This window comes from Citrobacter sp. R56 (assembly GCF_016811995.1).
GTDB classification, from domain to species: domain Bacteria; phylum Pseudomonadota; class Gammaproteobacteria; order Enterobacterales; family Enterobacteriaceae; genus Citrobacter_D; species Citrobacter_D enshiensis.
This window is the reverse complement of the sequence record NZ_CP069159.1, coordinates 3,335,909-3,356,939: the sequence shown is the minus strand read 5'-3', so window position 1 is coordinate 3,356,939 and position 21,031 is coordinate 3,335,909. Positions and strand designations below refer to the sequence as shown.

Here is a 21,031-nt window from a genome sequence, read left to right as displayed (position 1 = left end):
CCTACAGACAGGCATAATCCTGTAGGCCGGATAAGCGATAGCGCCATCCGACATCAATCAATAGAGTAGGGCATACAGCTGGCGGCGGTACTTTGAGGCCAGCGCGTCGCCAGTCCCCAGCGCTGCGAGAATTTCCTGAAACGTTTTACGGGCCTGACCTTCAGCGGCAGAGAGATCTTTCTTCAGATGGCTGAACAACAGCTCCAGCGCTTCTTCATTACGACCTACCTGATGCAACTGTAGCGCCAGTTGCGCGGCCAGCGCGGCATCCTGCGGGTGTTCTGCAACTTGTTGCTGCAAATGCTGAATTTCCGGGGTGTCCGCTGCCTGTTTCAGCAGTTCAATTTGTGCGACCAGACCCTGATAACGGGTGTCCTGATCCTGCAATGGCACGGTCTTCAATACCGCTTCGGCATCTTCAGAGCGGTTGAGGGCAATTTGCGTTTCCGCCAGCAGCAGACCGATTTCGCTGTTCTGGCTGGAGAGCTGCCAGGCGTCTTTCAGCAGCGGCAGCGCCTCTGCGTAGTTGCCTTCCTGCATCAGCTGTATTGCCTGCTGCGCTTTCAGCTCTTCTTCACGTGGCAGGACTTTGTCGAGCAGCGCGCGGATGACTTCTTCTGGCTGTGGTCCCTGGAAACCATCTACCGGTTGACCGTTCTGGAACAGATACACGGTTGGGATGGCGCGCAGACCAAACTGGGAGGCGATCATCTGTTCCGCGTCACAGTCCAGTTTCGCCAGAATAAACTGACCGTTGTATTGCGCAACCAGGCTTTCCAGCACAGGCGTCAGTTGCAGGCAGTGCTGACTACGCTCAGACCAGAAATAGAACAGGACCGGGGTGGTCATTGACTGTTCAAGGGTCTGCTGCAAATTGGATTCGTTAATGTTAACAATATTCTGTACGGACATGGAGTCGCTCTCTTTTGTCTATATTTCCTTTTACATGGGGGCTGAGATGCGCGCTTCAACTCACCCCTGTAAAATTTTGTCCATTATGCGCCCTGGCAGCAGGCGTTTAAGTAGCATGACGGCCCACGTCACCATCGTAACGGGGTAGCGTAATTTCGGTTTATCGCTTTCAAACGCGTGGCGCACTTTGGCGACAACGGCCTCCGGCCCCAGCGTAAAACGTGCGGCGATACCGGGGTTTTCTACCGGTTGGTCATTTTGCGTCTGGTTAACATTTTCTGTGAAGCGGGTGCGAATGGGGCCGGGTTCGATCAGACTGACTTTGATCCCCGTGTGGCGCAGTTCCATACGCAGCGCGTCTGACCAGGCCTCCAGCGCGTATTTGCTGGCCGCGTAAGCGCCGCGACCCGGCGTGGAAATCAGTCCCATCACCGAGGAGGTCATGACAATGCGCCCTTCGCGGTGGGGCAACATCGCGGGCAGCAGACGCATGGTGAGCTGATGTGCGCCGAAGAAATTGGTGGAAAACTGCTGTTCCATCTGCTCACGGCTGATGGTTGAGAGCGGGCCATAAACGCCATAACCGGCATTATTAAAGATCCCATACAAACAATTATCGGTCAGGGCGAGCACTTCCTGGGCGGCGCAATCCACGCTTTCGGGGGAGTCCAGATCCAGCAGAACACCGGTGAAGCCCATACTGTTCATGCGAGCGACGTCTTCGGGTTTGCGGCAGCCCGCCAGGATTTGGAAACCCTGGCGCTTGAGTTCCAGGGCGCTTTCCAGACCGATTCCACTGGAACATCCTGTTATTAAGACCGATTTTTGCATAACTTTACCTGTCAGGATCTCCGTTGATTTACGAGTCGTGGTTAACTAATGGCGTCAATTGTTTCGCCATCCAGTCGGCGATAAACGGTTGAGCGTCGCGATTAGGGTGAATGCCGTCGTCCTGCATCCATTGGGGTTTCAGATAAACCTCTTCCATAAAAAAGGGCAGGAGTGGAATATCGAACTCTCTGGCAAGTCTGGGATAGATGGCGCTAAAGGTTTCATTATACCGACGACCGTAGTTTGCGGGCAGACGTATTTGCATCAGCAGCGGTTTGGCGTTTGCGGCTTTGACGTCTTGCAATAATTTACGCAGCGTTTGCTCCGTTTGCTGAGGCTGGAACCCGCGTAAACCGTCATTACCGCCCAGTTCTACCAGCACCCAACGGGGTTGATGTTGTTGTAGTAACCCGGGCAGGCGCGCCAGCGCTTGTTGCGAGGTATCACCACTGATACTGGCGTTGACCACCGTTGTTTTGGTCTGCCATTTATCATGCAGGAGCGCCGGCCAGGCGGCATTGGCCGACATGCGGTATCCGGCGCTCAGGCTGTCGCCCAGAATCAGTAACGTATCCGCTGCGGCGGCGCGGAAGGTTAACAGAATCAGGAACAGGAAGGGCAGATGCCAGCGGAAAACATTGTTGAAGTTCATCATCTTAAGAAGTCCGTCGGTCAGGGGGAGCATGAGCTTTCCATCCTTACCGGAGTTGAACTGGTTGTCAAACGCGGCGATACCCTTGCGCTGATTGGTGAGTCGGGGTCGGGGAAATCCACCTTACTGGCGATTCTGGCAGGCCTCGATGACGGCAGCAGCGGCGAGGTGAGTCTTGTAGGCAAACCATTGCACGCGATGGACGAAGAAGCGCGGGCGCAACTACGCGCACAGCATGTCGGCTTTGTTTTTCAGTCCTTTATGCTGATCCCCACGCTGAATGCGCTGGAAAACGTCGAGCTGCCCGCGTTGCTGCGCGGTGAGAACAGCGGTCAAAGTCGCGCAGGGGCGAAAGCGCTACTCGAACAGCTAGGATTGGGAAAGCGACTGGACCACCTTCCGGCGCAGCTTTCCGGCGGTGAACAACAGCGCGTGGCGCTGGCGCGGGCCTTCAATGGTCGTCCGGACGTGCTGTTTGCCGACGAGCCAACAGGTAATCTCGACCGACAAACCGGCGATAAGATTGCCGATTTGTTGTTCTCACTCAACCGCGAACATGGCACGACGCTGATTCTGGTGACGCACGATCCGCAACTGGCGGCACGCTGCGACAGGCGTCTGCGGCTGGTCAATGGGCAGTTGCAGGAGGAGGCATGATTGCACGCTGGTTCTGGCGCGAATGGCGCTCCCCGTCATTACTGATTGTCTGGCTGGCGCTGAGCCTGGCGGTGGCGTGTGTGCTGGCGCTTGGCAAGGTCAGCGATCGCATGGAAAAGGGACTCAGCCAGCAAAGTCGCGAGTTTATGGCGGGAGACAGGGCGCTACGCAGTTCTCGCGAGGTGCCGCAGGCGTGGATTGAGCAAGCGCGCAAACGCGGGCTGAAGGTGGGGGAACAACTGACGTTCGCCACCATGACCTTTGCGGGCGATACGCCGCAACTGGCGAATGTCAAAGCCGTGGACAGCGTCTATCCGATGTACGGCGAACTGCAAACCGATCCGCCTGGGTTAAAACCACAACCCGGTTTTGTACTGCTGGCTCCGCGCCTGATGGCGCTACTCAATCTGAAAATCGGCGACACCCTTGATGTCGGTGACGCAACGCTGCGCATTGCCGGGGAGGTGGTTCAGGAGCCGGATTCTGGTTTTAACCCTTTCCAGATGGCACCGCGGCTGATGATGAATATCGCCGATGTGGAAAAAACGGGGGCGGTTCAGCCGGGGAGTCGCGTCACGTGGCGCTATAAATTTGGTGGAACGGCGCAGCAGCTCGACGGTTATGAAAAATGGCTGCTGCCGCAGCTTAAGCCAGAGCATCGCTGGTACGGACTGGAGCAGGACGACGGGGCGCTGGGTAAATCGCTGGAACGCTCGCAACAATTCCTGCTGCTTTCGGCGCTGTTAACGCTGTTGTTGGCGGTGGCTGCCGTTGCCGTTGCGATGAGCCATTACTGTCGTAGCCGCTACGATCTGGTCGCCATCCTCAAAACGCTGGGGGCCGGTCGCGCGCAATTGCGTAAGCTGATCATCGGTCAGTGGTTAATGGTGCTGGCGCTTTCTGCGGTCACGGGCGGTGGCGTTGGGTTGCTGTTCGAGAAAGTGCTGATGATATTGCTCAGACCCGTGTTGCCTGCTGAGTTACCCCCAGCCAGTCCCTGGCCGTGGCTTTGGGCGCTGGGGACGATGACCGTGATTTCTCTGTTGGTCGGGCTACGTCCCTACCGACTGCTGTTAGCGACACAGCCGCTGCGGGTGTTACGCCGAGATGTGGTGGCGAACGTCTGGCCGCTGAAAATCTATCTTCCGGTCGTGAGCATAGTGGTCGTCGCTCTGCTTGCCGGGTTAATGGGCGGTAGCATGCTGCTGTGGGCGGTTCTGGCGGGCGCGGTGGTGCTAGCGTTCTTGTGCGGGGTATTAGGCTGGATGTTGCTGAATGTCCTGCGTGGCCTGACATTAACCTCGTTGCCGTTACGCTTAGCGGTGAGTCGACTGCTGCGCCAGCCCTGGTCCACGCTGAGCCAGCTCTCCGCGTTTTCGCTCTCCTTCATGCTACTGGCGCTACTGCTGGTGCTGCGCGGCGATTTACTTGATCGCTGGCAGCAACAAATGCCGCCGGAAAGTCCAAATTACTTTCTGATTAACATTGCGACGGAACAAGTGACGCCGCTGAAAGCGTTTCTCTCGGAGCATCAGGTGATCCCCGAAGCGTTCTACCCGATCGTGCGGGCGCGACTGACGGCGATTAACGGGAAACCCACGGAGGGGAATCAGGATGAAGCGCTTAACCGCGAACTGAATCTGACCTGGCAGGATACTCGCCCAAACCATAATCCGATCACGGCCGGAAACTGGCCGCCAAACGCCGGGGAAGTCTCGATCGAAGAGGGGCTGGCGAAACGCCTGAATATCAGTCTCGGGGATACCGTGACCTTTATGGGTGATACCCAGGAGTTCAGCGCGAAAGTCACCAGTTTGCGCCGGGTGGACTGGGAAAGCCTGCGCCCCAACTTCTTCTTTATTTTTCCCTCTGGCGCGCTGGATGGGCAGCCACAAAGCTGGCTCACCAGTTTCCGCTGGGAGAACGGCAATGGCATGCTGACGCAGTTGAACCGCGAGTTTCCTACGGTCAGTCTGCTGGATATTGGCGCGATCCTGAAACAGGTGGCCCAGGTACTGGATCAGGTGAGCCGGGCGCTGGAGGTGATGGTGGTTCTGGTGACCGCCTGCGGCATGCTGCTGTTACTGGCGCAGGTGCAGGTTGGCATGCGCCAGCGTCATCAGGAGCTGGTGGTCTGGCGAACGCTGGGTGCGGGTAAAAAACTGCTGCGTACCACGCTGTGGTGCGAGTTTGCCATGCTGGGGCTGGTTTCCGGGCTGGTAGCGGCCATTGGCGCTGAAACGGCGCTGGCCGTGTTGCAAACACGCGTTTTTGACTTCCCGTGGGAGCCGGACTGGCGACTGTGGATTGTGCTGCCCTTTTGTGGCGCACTGTTACTCTCCGTTTGCGGCGGATGGCTGGGCGTTCGTCTTTTGAAAGGTAAAGCGCTGTTCCGTCAATTCAGTAATTAATTCATACACGTGATGATTACGCGCCGGTTTTTATACTGGCGCGTACCCATTATGTGGCACAAATTGATAATCCCTTGATATTTAGTAGCACAAATCATTAAAAACCCGCCAACACAGCAGTATCAATAAAAGTTAATATTCACCTGCTGAATAATTAGCAGGCTATCCCCGTCAGAATTCATGTCGCCTGGCGACGCGTGAATTTTTCAGGGTAAATCTATCAAGGAACAATGATGACTATAAAAACTACAGCGCTGGCGGCATCGATCGGCGCAGCAGTGGCATTGACGTCTTTCGCCTCTCAGGCGGAAATCACGGTTCTGAAACAGGATCCTCAGGCGGGTGATCCTCTGAGCCGTCTCAACTTCACCGTTGGCGGGAGTATCCGTCCGCAGTTCCAGAATATGGCTGGCGATGACGGTGCAAATGGGTATAAGCGTAATGGGTTTGACGGCGGTACACGTTTCCGTTTCGCCGCCGATTACTACCTGTTTGATGACATTAGCTGGGTCAGCTACTACGAGCTGGGTGTGAACTTCCCGGCGATGTTCAACTGGGACAACCACTACGCGGATGGTGCTCACGACACGACCCGTCGTATGCTGTACACCGGTCTGAAAAGTGATACCTGGGGTACGCTGACCTTCGGTCAACAGAACAGTATTTACTATGATGTGGTCGGGGCGAAAACCGATATCTGGGACTACGACATGATCGGTCAGGCGCCAGGTAACGGGATTAACGGCGACTACGATGGTTCGTACCGCACCCGTAAATCGCTAAAATATAAGAAAACGGTAGGGGATGTTGATCTCTACGCCTCTTATCTGTTCAGTGACGATTACAACCCGAACAATGGCCTGAAATACAAACGTAAAGGCGGCGGCTCTCTGGGTGCGGATTATCACATCACTGACGATCTGACCTGGGGTACGGCGTGGAACTACACCCGTGCGGAGATGCGCGGCAACGACAGCAAAACCTACGACCAGAACATCGTCGGTACGGCCTTAAGCTGGACGCCTGACAACTGGACGTTCTCCATGGGCGGCGGTTGGTATCAGAACTTTATGACCACCAAAAAAGTGTCTGTTAATGATTACTTTGCTGGTGATGCCTGGGGTCTGGAATACTTTGCGGGCTATAAATTCCCGATTGGCCAGTATGCGGTGAAATCCATCCAGCCTTACTTTATGGGCGATCGTATTGAATACGTGAATGGTCGTGATTATCTGCGTACCGACAACGGCGTGGGGATCAGCTTCCAGCTGGATTATGGTTTCCGTGTTGATTACGAACACGTCTTTACCTCCAGCACCGACGACCTGGGTGATATGAACCTGGTGCGTCTGCGTTACGACTTCTAAGTCTGACACTGTGCCCGGTGTTACCGGGCCTACAAAATATATGCCGGATAAGGCCATTGCTACCATCCGGCATTTTTTAACGACTCAGCCACTCTCCGACGTCATCAAACGTGCCGCGAAAAACAATTTTCTCTGCTTTCTTTTCGAGCTGATAGCGATACATCGGGTCGTAATACTCTTCCAGTAGCGGAACCAGCCAACTGAAATGCGCCTCGGTGCTGCCGGTGCTCTGCTGTTCAGCTAGGGCAATATCGAGCGCGGTGGTCAATTCTTTAAATCGTTGCAGGCCCAGCCGACGCTGAATGGCTGACAGCCCGTGGTGCAAATACTCGCTGTATTCCTGCCAGCCGCGCGCTTCACCATATGCGTGAGTAAAGTCATGGTGCATACGCACGAAATACTCTTCACGCAGCCGTTCCAGACGCAACTCAAAGGGATCGTTGACCACCGCAATAACCGCCTGTGCCATACGCTCACGCAAACATTCCGGCAGATGGTTCGAGCCAATCATCCGGCCTTCGTCCTCCAGCACCCAGGAGCGCGGCGCCTGGTGCGCATCGACCTTGAGCAACTCACTTGCCAGCAGGTTTTCAAAACTGGCCTGACTGAGTTGCGGCAACAGCGTGCGGCCAAATGAGGAGCCGCGATGGTGCGCCAGCCCTTCGAGATCGATCCCGTTGGGCTGCTGTTGTACCAGTTGCGTCTTGCCGCTGCCGGTACAGCCGCCAATTAAGATGATGGGCTTTTGCACCAGTTCTTCGGTGAGGCGGATGGCAGACTGGCGTAACGCTTTATAGCCGCCCTTGATAAGCGGGTAGTCAATGCCCGACTCGCGCAGCCACTGCTGAACAATGTGCGAGCGTTGACCGCCGCGCGCGCAGCAAAGATAGCCGGTGGGCCGTTGTTGACACGCTTCTCGCCAGCCATCCAGCCGCTGTTGGCGAAGCTCGCCGGACACCAGTTGATGCCCAAGCTTGAGTGCGGCCTCTGGTCCCTGGCGCTTGTAGCAGGTACCGACGGCGGCGCGCTCTTCATCATTCATCAAGGGCAGGTTAATGGCTGCGGGCATGGCGCCCTGGGTGAATTCGCCTGGGGCGCGTACATCGATTAAAGGCGTATCGGCAGTGAGGATCGCGCGATAATCCGTTCCATCGTTCATGGGAGATCCTGATAAAACAAAACAGCAATGGGCAGGATTTTACGCGCTGAGAGAGGGGCCGGGAAAGGATAAGTTCGATTTCCCGGCATTTTTCTGGGTTATATGAGCTTACTTTGCGCCCAAATGATGCCGCTGGCGTAGTCTGGCGGCAGTAATGGCGCCAGTGCTTCCAGCGTGGCGTTAAGGCGCGCGGTGTCGCTGTCGGTCAGGTTCAGGTGACCCACCTTACGCCCCGGGCGAACCTCTTTGTCGTACCAGTGCAGATGCACTAACGGCAATTTCAGCCAGTCATAATTCAAAGGACTGCCAATCAAATTCACCATCACCGATGGGCTGTTCACCACCGGCGTCGGTAATGGCAGTCCCGTAATGGCGCGCAGGTGCAGCTCGAACTGACTGATGCTGGCACCGTTTTGCGTCCAGTGTCCGCTGTTATGCACGCGCGGGGCCAGTTCGTTGATCAGCAGTCCTTCCGAGGTGATAAAACACTCCATCGCCATCACGCCGACGTAACCCAACTCCTGCATGATGGCGGAAAGCATGGCTTCTGCCTGTTCCTGCAATCGGGTGTTAGCCTGCGGGAACGCCACGCTGGTGCGCAGAATTCCGTCCTGATGCAGGTTGTGCGTCAGCGGATAAAATACGGTGCTGCTGTCGTGCCCGCGTGCGCCAACTAAGGAGACTTCCCCGGAGAAGTTAATCCCCTGCTCGACAATGCACTCGCCGTAGCAGTCATTCGGGAGTTGGTCAGTTTCATCATTGCGCAAGCGCCACTGTCCGCGACCGTCATAACCCCCGACGCGGCGTTTGACAATCGCCAGTTCGCCTAAGCGTTCGAAAATGTGCGGCCATTCGTCGCTGGCGGCCAGCAGTTGCCACGGTGCGGTGGCAAGGGAGAGTTTGTCAAAAAGCTGCTTTTGCGTGAGGCGGTCGGCGATGATTGGGAATACATCGCGGTTGACAAAGGCCGGGTGGCGCGCCAGTTCGCGGGTCAACGCGGTTTCTGGCCAGCGCTCAATTTCTGCGGTAATTACGCTTTGCTGAAAAGGAACGGCGGCAGGTTCGGCGTCCAGTCCCACTGGCCAGACGGCTATCCCTAACGGTTCGCCGGCCTGGCGCAGCATCCGCCCTAACTGGCCGTTGCCCAGCACGCAGACCTGCTTCATGCCGCACCCCGCGGATCTGGATTCTCCAGCACCTCATCCGTTTGTGCTTTACGCCAGTCATTCAGGCGCTGATGCAACGCGCTGTCATGGGTCGCCAGAATTTGTGCTGCCAGCAGTGCTGCGTTCGCCGCGCCCGCTTTACCAATCGCCAGTGTACCGACCGGAATACCGCGTGGCATCTGAACAATAGAGTAGAGGCTGTCAACGCCGCTCAGCGCCGCGCTCTGCACCGGAACGCCCAGTACGGGCACCAGCGTCTTCGCCGCAATCATGCCCGGCAAATGTGCGGCACCGCCAGCACCGGCAATAATCACCTGATAACCGTTCTCTTCGGCGCTTTCGGCGAAGCTGAACAATTTGTCGGGGGTGCGGTGAGCGGAAATAACTTCAACGTGGTGTGGAACGTTCAGGATTTCAAAGATTTCGGCGGCAAACTGCATGGTAGCCCAGTCGCTTTTGGACCCCATCACGATGGCGACACGCGCCGGATTATTGCGGGAAGACATGCGTCTGAAAACTCCTGTGGTGCGGGACACACTGCTTTTGAGGCCACAGAGAATAGCATGATAATCCGGCAAGGAAAACGGTTGCGCGGTTAAAGTTGCGGCAAATGGCTGAGAGAATTTAAAACGGGAAGGCGATCAGTTCAACGTTGTCTGGCGTGACTTTTACCATCGAGCCTTCGTGGTGCCAGGCACCTAAAACGACACGAAAAGCAGGTTTTCCGTTAATAGTGAGTTCATGCACCGCCGGGCGATGGGTATGACCGTGAACCAACCACTGAACCTGATGTTTTTCCATCTCAGCCACCACGGCCTGCTGATTAACATCCATAATTTCCAGTGATTTACTGCTGTTGGCGGATTTGCTGCCAGCCCGCATTTTGGCGGCAATGCGGCTACGAATAAACAGCGGCAGGGCAAGAAACAGCGTTTGCAGCCAGGGTTTGTGCACTTTGGCGCGAAACGCCTGGTAACCGACATCGTCGGTACACAAGGTATCGCCATGCATGATCAACACGCGTCGGCCATACAGGTCAGGTACCTTTTCCTGCGGTAGCAGGGTCATGCCGCTTTCACGGGCAAAACGTTTTCCGAGCAGAAAGTCGCGGTTGCCGTGAATGAAAAAACAGGGCACGCCGAAATCGACCACCGCTTTAATCGCCGCGGCTATTTCGCGGTGCAGGGGATTGGGATCGTCGTCGCCTATCCAAGCTTCGAAAAGATCGCCCAAAATGTACAGTGCGTCTGCCTGACGCGCTTCACCGGCTAAAAAACGCAGAAAACCGGCGGTGATCGCCGGTTCTTCTGTGCAGAGGTGAAGATCTGCAATAAACAGTGTCGCCACGATTACTCGCTGACGGTCACGTTTTCGACGATGACGTCTTCTTTTGGTACGTCCTGATGCATGCCGCTGCGACCGGTGGACACCGCTTTGATTTTGTCTACAACGTCCATGCCTTCAACAACTTCAGCGAATACGCAGTAGCCCCAGCCCTGCATGCTTTCAGCAGAGAAGTTCAGGAAGTCGTTGTCGACCACGTTGATAAAGAACTGGGCAGTTGCGGAGTGCGGAGCCTGAGTACGTGCCATTGCCAGCGTACCACGGGTGTTTTTCAGACCGTTGTTGGCTTCGTTTTTGATAGCCTCTTTGGTGTCTTTTTGCTTCATGCCCGGTTCAAAACCGCCGCCCTGAATCATAAAACCGTTAATGACACGGTGGAAAATGGTGTTGTTATAAAAACCTTCGCGGCAGTAGTCCAGGAAGTTTTTAACTGTTTCAGGCGCTTTGTCATCAAAGGTTTTGATTACGATATCGCCGTGATTAGTGTGGAAAGTAACCATTTTTGCATCCTGTTCCGATATAGTGGTGCTTCGACCCAACGCTGGGTCACAGATAGTGGGGTGTTATAGCATAACCGTAAGACGGGATCATCTTGCAATGTGTGCTGATTCCAGTCTGAATTATGGGTATTATACAGACTTTATTATCCACACACGTCTATACGGAATCTTCGATGTTAAAAATCTTTAATACACTGACGCGCCAGAAAGAGGAATTTAAGCCTATTCATGCCGGGGAAGTCGGCATGTACGTGTGTGGTATTACCGTTTACGATCTCTGTCATATTGGTCACGGACGTACATTTGTTGCCTTCGATGTGGTGGCGCGCTACCTGCATTTCCTCGGCTACAAACTGAAATACGTGCGTAACATTACCGATATCGATGACAAAATCATCAAACGCGCCAATGAAAACGGTGAAAATTTTGTGGCGCTGGTCGATCGCATGATTGCCGAGATGCACAACGATTTTGATGCGTTAAACATTTTGCGCCCGGACCTCGAACCGCGCGCAACGCACCATATCCACGAAATCATTGAAATTACTGAACAGTTGATTGCCAAAGGCCACGCCTATGTTGCAGACAACGGCGACGTGATGTTTGATGTCCCGACGGACCCGAACTATGGCCTGCTGTCACGCCAGGATCTCGACCAACTCCAGGCAGGCGCTCGTGTGGACGTCGTTGACGTGAAACGCAACCCGATGGACTTCGTGTTGTGGAAGATGTCCAAAGAGGGCGAGCCGAGCTGGCCGTCACCGTGGGGCGCAGGGCGTCCGGGCTGGCATATCGAATGTTCGGCGATGAACTGCAAACAGTTGGGCAACCATTTTGATATTCACGGCGGCGGTTCTGACCTGATGTTCCCGCACCATGAAAACGAAATCGCCCAGTCCACCTGCGCGCATGACGGCGAGTACGTGAACTACTGGATGCACTCCGGCATGGTGATGATTGACCGCGAGAAAATGTCTAAATCACTGGGAAATTTCTTCACCGTGCGCGACGTCCTGAAATACTACGACGCCGAAACCATTCGCTACTTCCTGATGTCCGGCCACTATCGTAGCCAGCTGAACTACAGCGAAGAGAACCTGAAACAGGCGCGTTCGGCGCTGGAACGTCTTTACACTGCGCTGCGCGGAACGGACAAATCCGTTGCTCCTGCGGGTGGCGAAGCGTTTGAAGCGCGTTTTGTTGAGGCGATGAACGACGATTTCAACACGCCGGAAGCCTACTCGGTATTGTTTGATATGGCGCGCGAAGTGAATCGCCTGAAGGGTGAAGATATGGCGGCGGCGAACGCGATGGCCTCGCATCTGCGTAAGCTCTCTGGCGTGCTGGGTCTGCTGGAACAAGATCCAGAAGCGTTCCTGCAAAGCGGCGCGCAGGCGGACGATGGCGAAGTTGCTGAGATTGAAGCGTTGATTCAACAGCGTCTCGATGCCCGTAAAGCGAAAGACTGGGCGGCGGCAGATGCGGCGCGTGACCGTCTGAACGAGATGGGGATCGTGCTGGAAGATGGCCCGCAAGGGACCACCTGGCGTCGTAAATAATCGTCTATTGCCGGATGCGCTGATGCGTGTCCGGCCCGTAGGCCGGGTAAGGCGAAGCCGCCACCCGGCTTTTTAACGTCTACGCCACCACAGCATCCCCATCACCACCACACCCGGCAACCACACCCACATCAACTCAGACAGCATCACCTGATGCCCGTAAGGCGTGGCATAGCGTGAGAGCGCAAACGGCGCGACTTTGATCACCTGCCAGGGGGCAAAGAAGCGTTCGTCAGACCACGGCCACAACCAGCCGACGCCTTTTCCACCGGTGGTGATTGAATCCAGCAAACTGTGCGACAGCAGTGAAACCGTCAGGAACAGCCAACAGCGAACCAGCCCCGCCCTAAACCATCGTCGCCCGATCAGTACAAATAAAAAGGGCACGACAAAGGCAAATAATAGCGAGTGGGTAAAACCACGATGGCCAAATACGTTGCCGTAGGCAATCCCAAACTTAAACGCCAGTACGTCGGCATCGGGCAGCATCGCCAGCACGATACCGGCAAACAGCAGGCGAGGGGGAATAACCTTGAGGCCGAGGCCTAATCCAAGACAAAGAGGAACGGCGGCGTGGGTAACAATGGTTGGCATGAGGTTCGCTTCGTATGAAAAACAACATGCTAACAGTTTACTGTTTACTGTGAAGGGACGATGAAGTTAATTATCTGAAAGATGGGGGAACTGGCCGGATAAGGGGTTAACCGTTATCCGGCAGCTGAGATCACGCGACGACGTTAATGCTGTGACCTTCATAGCTCACGGTGTGTCCCGCGACGATTTTGCAGCGTTTACGGGTTTCCACCGCGCCATCGACCTTAACTAAACCTTCAGCAATGGCAATTTTCGCCTGGGCGCCGCTTTCACACCAGCCTTCCAGTTTGAGCAAATCGCACAGCTCCACGTGCGGATGCTTGCCTAAAGAAAAATTCGCCATATTAATTACCTTGTGGATCGTGATATTCAACACACGCCTGCAGCGTGTTTTCGATAAGTGTTGCGACGGTCATCGGACCGACGCCGCCCGGCACTGGCGTGATATATGATGCACGTGCCGCCGCATCGTCAAAGACGACGTCGCCGACAACTTTACCATTTTCCAGACGGTTAATGCCGACATCGATTACGATGGCGCCTTCTTTTATCCACTCGCCAGGAATAAATCCGGGTTTGCCGACGGCCACGATCAGCAGGTCGGCATTTTCGACGTGATGACGCAGGTTTTTGGTAAAGCGGTGAGTGACAGTGGTGGTGCAGCCTGCCAGCAGCAGTTCCATGCTCATCGGGCGACCGACGATATTGGAGGCGCCAATCACCACGGCATTCAGCCCGTAGGTATCGATATTGTAACGCTCAAGCAGGGTAACAATACCGCGCGGAGTACACGGACGCAGACGTGGTGCGCGCTGGCACAAACGACCTACGTTGTACGGATGGAAGCCATCCACGTCTTTGTCTGGCGCGATGCGCTCGAGCACTTTGACGTTGTCGATGCCCGCCGGTAACGGCAGTTGCACCAGAATACCGTCGATGGTGTTGTCTGCATTAAGCGTATCGATAAGCTCAAGCAGTTCCGCCTCGCTGGTGGTTTCAGGCAGGTCATAAGAGCGGGAGACGAACCCCACCTCATCACAGGCTTTACGCTTGCTTGCGACATAAATTTGCGAAGCCGGGTTGCTACCTACCAGCACAACAGCCAGTCCTGGGGCGCGAAGTCCGGCCGCTAAACGTGCCTGAACTTTTTGAGCAACCTCAGAGCGCACCTGCTGCGCAATCGTTTTACCGTCAATAATCTTTGCTACCATCAGAGAGAAGATTCCATCTGTTACGTTAAGTCAAAGGGGATGTGACTATTTTGTCAGAAGCGAGGCGCGCTGTCAGTTTTCGTTTGCGTCTTTAGATGCGATCGTGGCCGTTTGGCCTTCAGGCTCTGGCCTGGTTCCACGGCAAAATGGCGGTGATTTTTTGTACTCAGGCTAGTTAAATTTAACCTTGTCGAAACAATTCATCACCCTGGCATTTTGCGAATGAATCCCCCAAAAACCAGACTGTTATCTTCACCAGAACCCTTTTTTATATAAAAACATCCTGGAACCGTCCTATATCCCAATAAGAATTGGCTTAGGTCAATAAAAGGGTTTGCGGGTATTTTTCATTTATTGAAATGTTTAATTTATCGCTGTGACGAATTGTCATATTCGTAAAGATTAATTAGTGAATCTGCTACTCAGGAGAGTTGGAGGAAAGATTAGCTAATTCTCTTTCGGAATATATCTTTACAGGATGCAGAGATAATTTGCCTGACATTTTATGTCGATATTGATTCAAACGGATCCCGCAGGAAGCCGGAACCGAATGTGTGTAATGCAAGGGAAACCCATGAAACTTAAATTAATGACCTCTTCTGTTATTGCTGGCCTGATGCTCGTTGCGGGCTCCGCTGTTGCGGCAGATCCGGTGAGCGTTAGCGGCGGCACCGTTCACTTTGAAGGTGAGTTGGTCAATGCGGCATGTGCCGTTAGCACCCAGTCTGCGGATCAGGTAGTGACGCTGGGCCAGTACCGTACAGCCAGCTTTGCCGCAGTGGGTGACACCACGGCACAGATCCCGTTCAGCATTGTCCTGAATGACTGTGATCCCAGCGTAGCGGCGACCGCTGCGGTTGCGTTCTCCGGTCAAAGCGACCTGAGCAACGATGCCCTGCTGGCGGTTTCCTCCTCCGATAACAGCACAACGGCAGGCGGTGTGGGTATCGAAATTCTGGACAGCAAATCGTCTGCGTTGAAGCCGGATGGCGCGACGTTCTCAACGGCTCAGGCGCTGGTAGAAGGCACGAACACCCTGCGTTTCTCTGCACGCTATAAAGCTACCGCAGCAAGCGCAACGCCGGGTCAGGCTAATGCTGATGCCACCTTCATCATGAAGTACGAGTAAGCGTTCAGGTTTGAGCAAGGATGACGCGTGCCTCAATGGATGAGGCAACACCGGGGATGATAAGGGATGTGGTTGATGATGAGGAAAGGCGTGGCGTTGGCGGGAGTGCTCTGCGCGATGTCTGTCAGTGCGCATACGGTAATACTGGAGAGCGGACGTCTCCATTTGCGCGGAAAACTGGTGAACGGTGCCTGCACGGTAGCCTCAGAAAGTGAGGATTTACGCGTGCAAATGGGGCAATACCGTACGAATGCGTTTGCGGGCCCCGGCAGTTTCGCCCCTGTCAGTGTGCCTTTCTCGTTACGCTTAACATCATGCAGTTCAGATGTTTATGACCACGTCGGCATTGCGTTTTCAGGCGTAACGCCAGTGGAAGACCCGCAGGTATTCCTTGCCAGCAGCGACGCCGGTTCTGCATCCGGAATCGGCCTTGCCTTATTTGATGAGCAACAACGGCAAATTATACCGAACGCATTGCCTCTCCATTACGCCCCTATTTTAACGCAAGAGATGACTTTCCATTTCACTGCTCGCTATCGGGCAATCTCGGAAAATATGACGCCGGGAAGTATTCATTCAGATGTGTGGTTTACGCTGGTTTACCCCTGATTTATTTCCGCGACGCTAATAAAACGCAAAAGGTATTTTTTGCCATGCTTACATTCATTAAATCAGGCCTTATTATTTTTATTGCCTTAATTTCCTCGTTTAGCGCACAGGCCGCGGGAGGTATCGCATTAGGTGCGACGCGTGTTATTTATCCGGCAGAGGCGAAACAAACGTCGTTAGCCATTAGCAATAGCGACAGCAAAGAACGTTATCTGGTCAATTCCTGGGTTGAGAACAGCGCGGGTGTCAAAGAAAAAACGTTTATCGTCACGCCGCCCCTTTTTGTCAGCGAACCCAAAAGCGAAAACACGCTGCGTATCATTTACGCCGGACAACCGCTGCCGACTGACCGCGAATCGCTGTTCTGGATGAATGTGAAAGCGATACCGTCGGTGGATAAAAACAACCTCGAAGGGAAGAACGTCCTGCAACTGGCGATTTTGTCGCGCATTAAGCTGTTTGTTCGCCCGGGCAATCTGCCGCAGATCTCAGAAGAGGCGCCTGGTCTGCTGCAATTCTCCCGTAGCGGCAACCACCTGAAAATCACCAACCCATCTGCCTATTACCTCACGCTGGTCAACCTGAAAGTGGGAAGCCAAAAAGTGGATAACGTCATGGTGGCGCCGAAAAGTGACACCCAGATCCTGTTGCCTGGCGGCGCGCAGGGAAACGTGACGTTCCAGACGGTCAATGATTATGGCGCAGTGACCCCGGCCAAAACGGTTAGCCTGCGCTGAACCGTGAGAAAATGATGAAGAAGACAACGTATTTTCCCGGCCTGCTTCCGGGGTTTACGCCACATCTGACGGGGGTGGCGCTGTCGACGCTGGCGGCACTCTATCCCTCCTTAAGTCAGGGGGAAAGTTACTTTAACCCGGCTTTTTTATCATCGGATGCGGCATCCGTGGCGGATTTGTCACGCTTTGAGAAAGGCAATCATCAGCCTCCCGGCGTTTACCGTGTCGATATCTGGCGCAACGATGAGTTTGTCGCCACCCAGGATATTCGCTTTGAAACGACAACGGTGAAGACCGGTGAAAAGTCGGGAGGGTTAATGCCCTGCTTTAACCTGGAGTGGGTTAAGCGCCTGGGGATTAACACCGCTGCGTTTCCTGCGTTGAGTCAGGAAAAGGACAACACCTGCATCAATTTACCGGAGGCGATACCGGGCACGGAAATCGCCTTCGATTTTGCTACCCTGCGGCTCAACGTGAGCCTGCCGCAGGCATCAATGCTCAATAGCGCGCGCGGATACATTCCGCCGGAAGAGTGGGATGAAGGTATCCCCGTAGCGTTAATCAACTACAGCTTTACCGGCAGTCGCGGAAACGACAGCGACAGCTATTTTTTAAGCCTGATGAGTGGTCTCAATTATGGTCCCTGGCGGCTGCGAAATAACGGCGCATGGAGCTACAACAAAGGCGACGGATATCACTCACAGAGCTGGAAAAACATCGGCACCTGGCTGCAACGCGCCATCATTCCCCTGAAGGGAGAACTGGTGATGGGCGACAGCAATACGGGCAACGACGTGTTCGACAGCGTGGGCTTTCGCGGGGCGCGGCTCTACTCTTCCGACAATATGTATCCCGATAGCCTGCAAGGTTATGCCCCGACTGTTAGAGGGATCGCCCGCACGCCCGCAAAACTGACCATTCGCCAGAATGGGTACGTGATTTATCAGAGTTATGTTTCGCCAGGCGCGTTTGCCATTACCGACCTTAACCCGACCTCTTCAAGCGGCGACCTTGAGGTGACGGTAGATGAAAAAGACGGCAGTCAGCAGCGCTACACCGTGCCGTATTCCACCGTGCCGCTTCTGCAGCGCGAAGGGCGAATCAAATATGATCTGGTGGCCGGGGATTACCGTAGCGGCAATAGCCAGCAATCTTCGCCATTCTTTTTTCAGGGCACCGTCATCGCCGGGCTGCCACAAGGCTACACCGCCTATGGCGGGACGCAGCTGGCGTCGCGCTATAGCGCCATGGTGCTGGGCGCCGGACGAAACCTGGGCGACTGGGGGGCAGTGTCTGTCGACGTCACCCATGCGCGCAGCCAACTGGCGGATGACAGTACGCACGAAGGGCAGTCGCTGCGTTTTCTGTACGCCAAATCGCTCAATAATTTCGGCACGAACTTCCAGCTTCTGGGCTATCGCTATTCCACCCGGGGGTTTTACACCCTTGATGATGTGGCGTACCGCAGCATGGAAGGTTACGAATATGAATATGACAGTGAAGGCAATCGCCATGAAGTGCCGGTGGTGCAGAGCTATCACAATCTGAGCTACAGCAAAAAAGGGCGTTTCCAGGTCAATATTTCACAGAATCTGGGGGATTACGGCTCGCTGTATGTTTCTGGCAGCCAGCAAACTTACTGGAATACGTCGGAAGCCAACAGCTGGTATCAGCTTGGCTATGCCAGTGGCTGGCAGGGCATTAGCTATTCCCTCTCGTGGTCGTGGAACGAATCCGTCGGCATTTCCGGCACCGACCGTATTCTGGCGTTCAACATGTCGGTTCCGTTTAGCGTCCTCACCGGACGGCGTTACTCGCGTGACAATGCGCTGGATCGTACCTACGCCACCTTCAACGGCAGTCGCAACAGCGATGGGCAGAACAGTTGGCAAACCGGTGTCGGCGGTACGTTGCTGGAGGGACGCAACCTGAGCTACAGCGTGAACCAGGGACGCAGCAGCACCAACGGTTACAGCGGTAGCGCCAGTGCGAACTGGCAAGCCGCTTATGGCACGCTCGGGGTGGGCTACAACTACGATCGCGACCAGCATGATTACAACTGGCAGCTTTCTGGCGGCATGGTCGGGCATGCCGACGGCATTACCCTCAGTCAGCCACTGGGCGACACCAACGTACTGATTAAAGCGCCAGGGGCTGAAGGGGTGCACATCGAAAACCAGACCGGGATACAGACCGACTGGCGTGGCTACGCGGTGATGCCCTATGCCACGGTGTACCGCTATAACCGTGTGGCGCTGGATACCAACTCCATGAATAACCACACCGACGTGGAAAACAACGTCAGCAGCGTGGTACCGACGCAAGGGGCGCTGGTCCGTGCGGCGTTTGAAACGCGCATTGGCGTACGCGCGATGATCACGGTGAAACAGGGGGACCGGCCTGTTCCATTTGGCTCCGTTGTCCGTGAGACCGCCAGTGGCGTTACCAGCATGGTCGGCGACGACGGGCAAATCTACCTGAGCGGATTACCGCTGAGCGGTGACCTGCTTATTCAATGGGGGGAGGGGGCGAACTCACGCTGCGTGGCGCACTACGCCTTACCGGAAGAGAGCCTGAAACAAGCGGTCACGCTGAGCAATGCGACCTGTGAACGCCCGTCGCCATGAAAGGAAAAAGAAGATGAAACGACATACAGGATTATTGCTGGGTGGCGCTGCGTTGTTGCTGGCAAACCCGGCATTGGCGACGGTTTGTTATAACTCAAACGGTACGCCGACAGATGTTTTTTACGATCTGTCGAATGTCTTTACCAGCAGTAATAACCAGGTGGGGCAAGTCGTGACGCTACCGGAAAAGTCAGGTTGGGTTGGCGTGAATGCCACCTGTCCTGCCGGGACCACGGTGAACTATACCTACCGCAGCTATGTGAGCGAACTCCCCGTACAAAGCACGGAAGGCGGGTTTCAGTATCTGAAACTCAATGACTACCTGCTGGGGGCCATGAGTATTACAGACAGCTATGCGGGGCTGTTTTATCCGCCTCGCAGCTATATCCGTATGGGGACGCATCCCAACGTTTCAAAACAGAAACCTTTTGGGGTGATGGATTCAAAGCTTATCTTCAAACTGAAGGTAATTCGTCCCTTTATCAATATGGTGCCGATTCCCCGCCAGACCATGTTCACGGTCTATGTAACGACCAGCAACGGCGATGCGCTGAGTACGCCGGTTTACACCATCAGCTACAGCGGCAAAGTGGAAGTGCCGCAAAGCTGCAAAGTGAATGCCGGAGAAGTGGTGGAGTTTGATTTCGGCGATATCGGCGCGGCGTTGTTTAGCAAAGCGGGCGCGGGGAATCGTCCGGAGGGGATCACGCCGCAAACGAAAACGATCGCCATTAAATGCACCAATGTGGCGGCGCAAGCCTATTTATCCATGCGCCTGGAAGCGGAGAAAGTGTCGGGGAAAGCGATGGTCTCTGATAATCCGGACTTAGGGTTTATCGTGTCGGATGGCAGCGGCGTACCGCTGACCCCCAACGATCTGGCGAGCAAAATTCCGTTTCGCCTTGATGATAATGCTCAGGCGAATGTCGGGATCCGCGCGTGGCCAGTGAGCGTGACCGGAAGTAAGCCCACGGAAGGTCCTTTCACCGCGCGAGGGTATCTACGCGTGGATTATGACTAAGGAGAACGCATGATGATCCGGCTCTTTTTTGTCATGGTGTGTAGCACGCTGTTCAGTCCGTTTAGTCTGGCTGAGTCGTCGCTGGGGGAGATCAACATTGAACTGCGCGGGAATGTGGTGGATTTTACCTGCGCGGTCATTGCCGGTGACAGCAATAAAACGGTTGAGCTCGGCAGCTGGCCGACGAAACAGCTGCGCTCAACGGGGGACACGACACAGCCGGTCCCCTTTAGCTTAAAACTGGAAGGTTGTCCGCCCGGTTCCGCCTCGATGACGTTTTCTGGAACGCCCGCGCCGGGAACGTCGCTGTTGGCGCTGGACGATGCGGTGATGGCGCAAAAGGTGGCGATTGAAATTCGAGACAGCGGTAAAACCCGGTTGCCGCTTGAGCAAGCCAGTCCGCCGGTCAGTATTGATGAAAACGGCAATGCGACGCTGACCTTTTTTGCCAATTACATCGCATTAGCCGACGGCGTTCAGCCTGGCAGTGCAAAGGCGGATGCGACATTTATGATTAACTACAACTGAGGTAACGCGTTCTCAGC

General features: G+C 54.9%; 21 protein-coding genes. 10 read left to right on the top strand and 11 right to left on the bottom strand.

All coding sequences use genetic code 11. The features are described 5' to 3' along the window. Positions 1 to 57: 57 nt before the first annotated feature. From JM656_RS15890 to tesA, 3 genes are read right to left on the bottom strand one after another with little or no spacing between them, the layout of a single operon-like run. Positions 58 to 912, bottom strand: coding sequence for a co-chaperone YbbN (locus tag JM656_RS15890; RefSeq protein WP_203358611.1), 855 nt, complete (start codon positions 910 to 912; stop codon positions 58 to 60). Positions 913 to 972: 60 nt separating this feature from the next. Continuing rightward, a complete protein-coding gene (locus JM656_RS15885; protein ID WP_203358610.1) occupies positions 973 to 1,743 on the bottom strand; it encodes an SDR family oxidoreductase in 771 nt (256 codons plus the stop codon). Between the two features lie 28 nt (positions 1,744 to 1,771). Continuing rightward, on the bottom strand, positions 1,772 to 2,398 hold the full coding sequence (gene tesA / locus JM656_RS15880) for a multifunctional acyl-CoA thioesterase I/protease I/lysophospholipase L1 (protein WP_203358609.1): 627 nt from the start codon (positions 2,396 to 2,398) through the stop codon (positions 1,772 to 1,774). Between tesA and ybbA the strand changes: the two genes are divergently transcribed. The 3 genes from ybbA (at position 2,366) to JM656_RS15865 (ending at position 6,830) form a co-directional block, all read left to right on the top strand. Beyond that, the gene (gene ybbA / locus JM656_RS15875) at positions 2,366 to 3,052 is read left to right on the top strand and encodes a putative ABC transporter ATP-binding protein YbbA (protein ID WP_203358608.1); all 687 of its coding nucleotides are present in this window, start codon (positions 2,366 to 2,368) and stop codon (positions 3,050 to 3,052) included. The genes tesA and ybbA overlap by 33 nt on opposite strands. Then, a complete protein-coding gene (gene ybbP, locus JM656_RS15870; RefSeq protein ID WP_203358607.1) occupies positions 3,049 to 5,463 on the top strand; it encodes a putative ABC transporter permease subunit YbbP in 2,415 nt (804 codons plus the stop codon). The genes ybbA and ybbP overlap by 4 nt, the downstream gene beginning before the upstream one ends. A gap of 233 nt (positions 5,464 to 5,696) precedes the next feature. Next, a complete protein-coding gene (locus JM656_RS15865) occupies positions 5,697 to 6,830 on the top strand; it encodes a porin (RefSeq protein ID WP_203361306.1) in 1,134 nt (377 codons plus the stop codon). Between the two features lie 76 nt (positions 6,831 to 6,906). Here the strand turns inward: JM656_RS15865 and mnmH are convergent, their stop codons facing one another. The 5 genes from mnmH to ppiB all read right to left on the bottom strand — a co-directional run bounded on the left by mnmH (position 6,907) and on the right by ppiB (position 10,999). Next, positions 6,907 to 7,989, bottom strand: coding sequence for a tRNA 2-selenouridine(34) synthase MnmH (gene mnmH, locus JM656_RS15860; protein ID WP_203358606.1), 1,083 nt, complete (start codon positions 7,987 to 7,989; stop codon positions 6,907 to 6,909). A gap of 98 nt (positions 7,990 to 8,087) precedes the next feature. After that, entirely contained in the window at positions 8,088 to 9,155 is a 1,068-nt protein-coding gene (purK, locus tag JM656_RS15855; protein WP_203358605.1) for a 5-(carboxyamino)imidazole ribonucleotide synthase, read from the bottom strand. Next, the gene (purE, locus tag JM656_RS15850; protein WP_203358604.1) at positions 9,152 to 9,661 is read right to left on the bottom strand and encodes a 5-(carboxyamino)imidazole ribonucleotide mutase; all 510 of its coding nucleotides are present in this window, start codon (positions 9,659 to 9,661) and stop codon (positions 9,152 to 9,154) included. The genes purK and purE overlap by 4 nt, the downstream gene beginning before the upstream one ends. A gap of 118 nt (positions 9,662 to 9,779) precedes the next feature. Then, the gene (lpxH, locus tag JM656_RS15845) at positions 9,780 to 10,502 is read right to left on the bottom strand and encodes a UDP-2,3-diacylglucosamine diphosphatase (RefSeq protein WP_203358603.1); all 723 of its coding nucleotides are present in this window, start codon (positions 10,500 to 10,502) and stop codon (positions 9,780 to 9,782) included. A 2-nt stretch (positions 10,503 to 10,504) separates the two neighbouring features. After that, complete coding sequence (gene ppiB / locus JM656_RS15840; RefSeq protein ID WP_203358602.1) at positions 10,505 to 10,999, bottom strand: peptidylprolyl isomerase B; 495 nt, start codon at positions 10,997 to 10,999, stop codon at positions 10,505 to 10,507. Between the two features lie 173 nt (positions 11,000 to 11,172). Here ppiB and cysS point away from each other — a divergent pair, with 173 nt between their 5' ends. Continuing rightward, the gene (gene cysS, locus JM656_RS15835; protein ID WP_203358601.1) at positions 11,173 to 12,558 is read left to right on the top strand and encodes a cysteine--tRNA ligase; all 1,386 of its coding nucleotides are present in this window, start codon (positions 11,173 to 11,175) and stop codon (positions 12,556 to 12,558) included. Positions 12,559 to 12,630: 72 nt separating this feature from the next. Here the strand turns inward: cysS and JM656_RS15830 are convergent, their stop codons facing one another. The 3 genes from JM656_RS15830 to folD all read right to left on the bottom strand — a co-directional run bounded on the left by JM656_RS15830 (position 12,631) and on the right by folD (position 14,363). Further along, positions 12,631 to 13,152, bottom strand: a complete 522-nt coding sequence (locus JM656_RS15830) for a metal-dependent hydrolase (protein WP_203358600.1) — start codon at positions 13,150 to 13,152, stop codon at positions 12,631 to 12,633. 130 nt (positions 13,153 to 13,282) lie between these two features. Then, positions 13,283 to 13,495 (bottom strand): ribosome-associated protein YbcJ, encoded by a 213-nt coding sequence (gene ybcJ / locus JM656_RS15825; protein ID WP_192611451.1) that lies wholly within the window; start codon positions 13,493 to 13,495, stop codon positions 13,283 to 13,285. A 1-nt stretch (position 13,496) separates the two neighbouring features. Next, a complete protein-coding gene (gene folD, locus JM656_RS15820; RefSeq protein WP_203358599.1) occupies positions 13,497 to 14,363 on the bottom strand; it encodes a bifunctional methylenetetrahydrofolate dehydrogenase/methenyltetrahydrofolate cyclohydrolase FolD in 867 nt (288 codons plus the stop codon). 574 nt (positions 14,364 to 14,937) lie between these two features. On the opposite strand from folD, the gene fimA reads away from it, so the two are divergent. The 6 genes from fimA (at position 14,938) to sfmF (ending at position 21,014) form a co-directional block, all read left to right on the top strand. Beyond that, on the top strand, positions 14,938 to 15,492 hold the full coding sequence (gene fimA / locus JM656_RS15815; RefSeq protein WP_203358598.1) for a type 1 fimbrial major subunit FimA: 555 nt from the start codon (positions 14,938 to 14,940) through the stop codon (positions 15,490 to 15,492). A gap of 75 nt (positions 15,493 to 15,567) precedes the next feature. Continuing rightward, positions 15,568 to 16,101, top strand: coding sequence for a type 1 fimbrial protein subunit FimI (gene fimI / locus JM656_RS15810; RefSeq protein ID WP_203358597.1), 534 nt, complete (start codon positions 15,568 to 15,570; stop codon positions 16,099 to 16,101). Between the two features lie 44 nt (positions 16,102 to 16,145). Next, complete coding sequence (fimC, locus tag JM656_RS15805; protein WP_203358596.1) at positions 16,146 to 16,838, top strand: type 1 fimbria chaperone FimC; 693 nt, start codon at positions 16,146 to 16,148, stop codon at positions 16,836 to 16,838. A gap of 14 nt (positions 16,839 to 16,852) precedes the next feature. After that, the gene (locus tag JM656_RS15800; protein ID WP_203361305.1) at positions 16,853 to 19,465 is read left to right on the top strand and encodes a fimbrial biogenesis usher protein; all 2,613 of its coding nucleotides are present in this window, start codon (positions 16,853 to 16,855) and stop codon (positions 19,463 to 19,465) included. Positions 19,466 to 19,478: 13 nt separating this feature from the next. Continuing rightward, positions 19,479 to 20,486 (top strand): type 1 fimbria D-mannose specific adhesin FimH, encoded by a 1,008-nt coding sequence (gene fimH, locus JM656_RS15795; RefSeq protein ID WP_203358595.1) that lies wholly within the window; start codon positions 19,479 to 19,481, stop codon positions 20,484 to 20,486. A gap of 9 nt (positions 20,487 to 20,495) precedes the next feature. Beyond that, positions 20,496 to 21,014 carry a fimbria assembly protein gene (gene sfmF / locus JM656_RS15790; RefSeq protein WP_203358594.1) on the top strand — a complete coding sequence of 173 codons (519 nt, stop codon included), beginning with the start codon at positions 20,496 to 20,498 and terminating at the stop codon, positions 21,012 to 21,014. The last annotated feature ends 17 nt before the right edge of the window (positions 21,015 to 21,031 follow it).

What these genes read in the sequence shown, in the direction of transcription:
- JM656_RS15890 (WP_203358611.1), bottom strand. Translation starts at nt 912, where the DNA reads ATGTCCGTACAGAATATTGTTAACATTAACGAATCCAATTTGCAGCAG.
- JM656_RS15885 (WP_203358610.1), bottom strand. Translation starts at nt 1,743, where the DNA reads ATGCAAAAATCGGTCTTAATAACAGGATGTTCCAGTGGAATCGGTCTG.
- ybbA (WP_203358608.1), top strand. Translation starts at nt 2,366, where the DNA reads ATGCCAGCGGAAAACATTGTTGAAGTTCATCATCTTAAGAAGTCCGTC.
- tesA (WP_203358609.1), bottom strand. Translation starts at nt 2,398, where the DNA reads ATGATGAACTTCAACAATGTTTTCCGCTGGCATCTGCCCTTCCTGTTC.
- ybbP (WP_203358607.1), top strand. Translation starts at nt 3,049, where the DNA reads ATGATTGCACGCTGGTTCTGGCGCGAATGGCGCTCCCCGTCATTACTG.
- JM656_RS15865 (WP_203361306.1), top strand. Translation starts at nt 5,697, where the DNA reads ATGACTATAAAAACTACAGCGCTGGCGGCATCGATCGGCGCAGCAGTG.
- mnmH (WP_203358606.1), bottom strand. Translation starts at nt 7,989, where the DNA reads ATGAACGATGGAACGGATTATCGCGCGATCCTCACTGCCGATACGCCT.
- purK (WP_203358605.1), bottom strand. Translation starts at nt 9,155, where the DNA reads ATGAAGCAGGTCTGCGTGCTGGGCAACGGCCAGTTAGGGCGGATGCTG.
- purE (WP_203358604.1), bottom strand. Translation starts at nt 9,661, where the DNA reads ATGTCTTCCCGCAATAATCCGGCGCGTGTCGCCATCGTGATGGGGTCC.
- ppiB (WP_203358602.1), bottom strand. Translation starts at nt 10,999, where the DNA reads ATGGTTACTTTCCACACTAATCACGGCGATATCGTAATCAAAACCTTT.
- cysS (WP_203358601.1), top strand. Translation starts at nt 11,173, where the DNA reads ATGTTAAAAATCTTTAATACACTGACGCGCCAGAAAGAGGAATTTAAG.
- JM656_RS15830 (WP_203358600.1), bottom strand. Translation starts at nt 13,152, where the DNA reads ATGCCAACCATTGTTACCCACGCCGCCGTTCCTCTTTGTCTTGGATTA.
- ybcJ (WP_192611451.1), bottom strand. Translation starts at nt 13,495, where the DNA reads ATGGCGAATTTTTCTTTAGGCAAGCATCCGCACGTGGAGCTGTGCGAT.
- folD (WP_203358599.1), bottom strand. Translation starts at nt 14,363, where the DNA reads ATGGTAGCAAAGATTATTGACGGTAAAACGATTGCGCAGCAGGTGCGC.
- fimA (WP_203358598.1), top strand. Translation starts at nt 14,938, where the DNA reads ATGAAACTTAAATTAATGACCTCTTCTGTTATTGCTGGCCTGATGCTC.
- fimI (WP_203358597.1), top strand. Translation starts at nt 15,568, where the DNA reads ATGATGAGGAAAGGCGTGGCGTTGGCGGGAGTGCTCTGCGCGATGTCT.
- fimC (WP_203358596.1), top strand. Translation starts at nt 16,146, where the DNA reads ATGCTTACATTCATTAAATCAGGCCTTATTATTTTTATTGCCTTAATT.
- JM656_RS15800 (WP_203361305.1), top strand. Translation starts at nt 16,853, where the DNA reads ATGAAGAAGACAACGTATTTTCCCGGCCTGCTTCCGGGGTTTACGCCA.
- fimH (WP_203358595.1), top strand. Translation starts at nt 19,479, where the DNA reads ATGAAACGACATACAGGATTATTGCTGGGTGGCGCTGCGTTGTTGCTG.
- sfmF (WP_203358594.1), top strand. Translation starts at nt 20,496, where the DNA reads ATGATGATCCGGCTCTTTTTTGTCATGGTGTGTAGCACGCTGTTCAGT.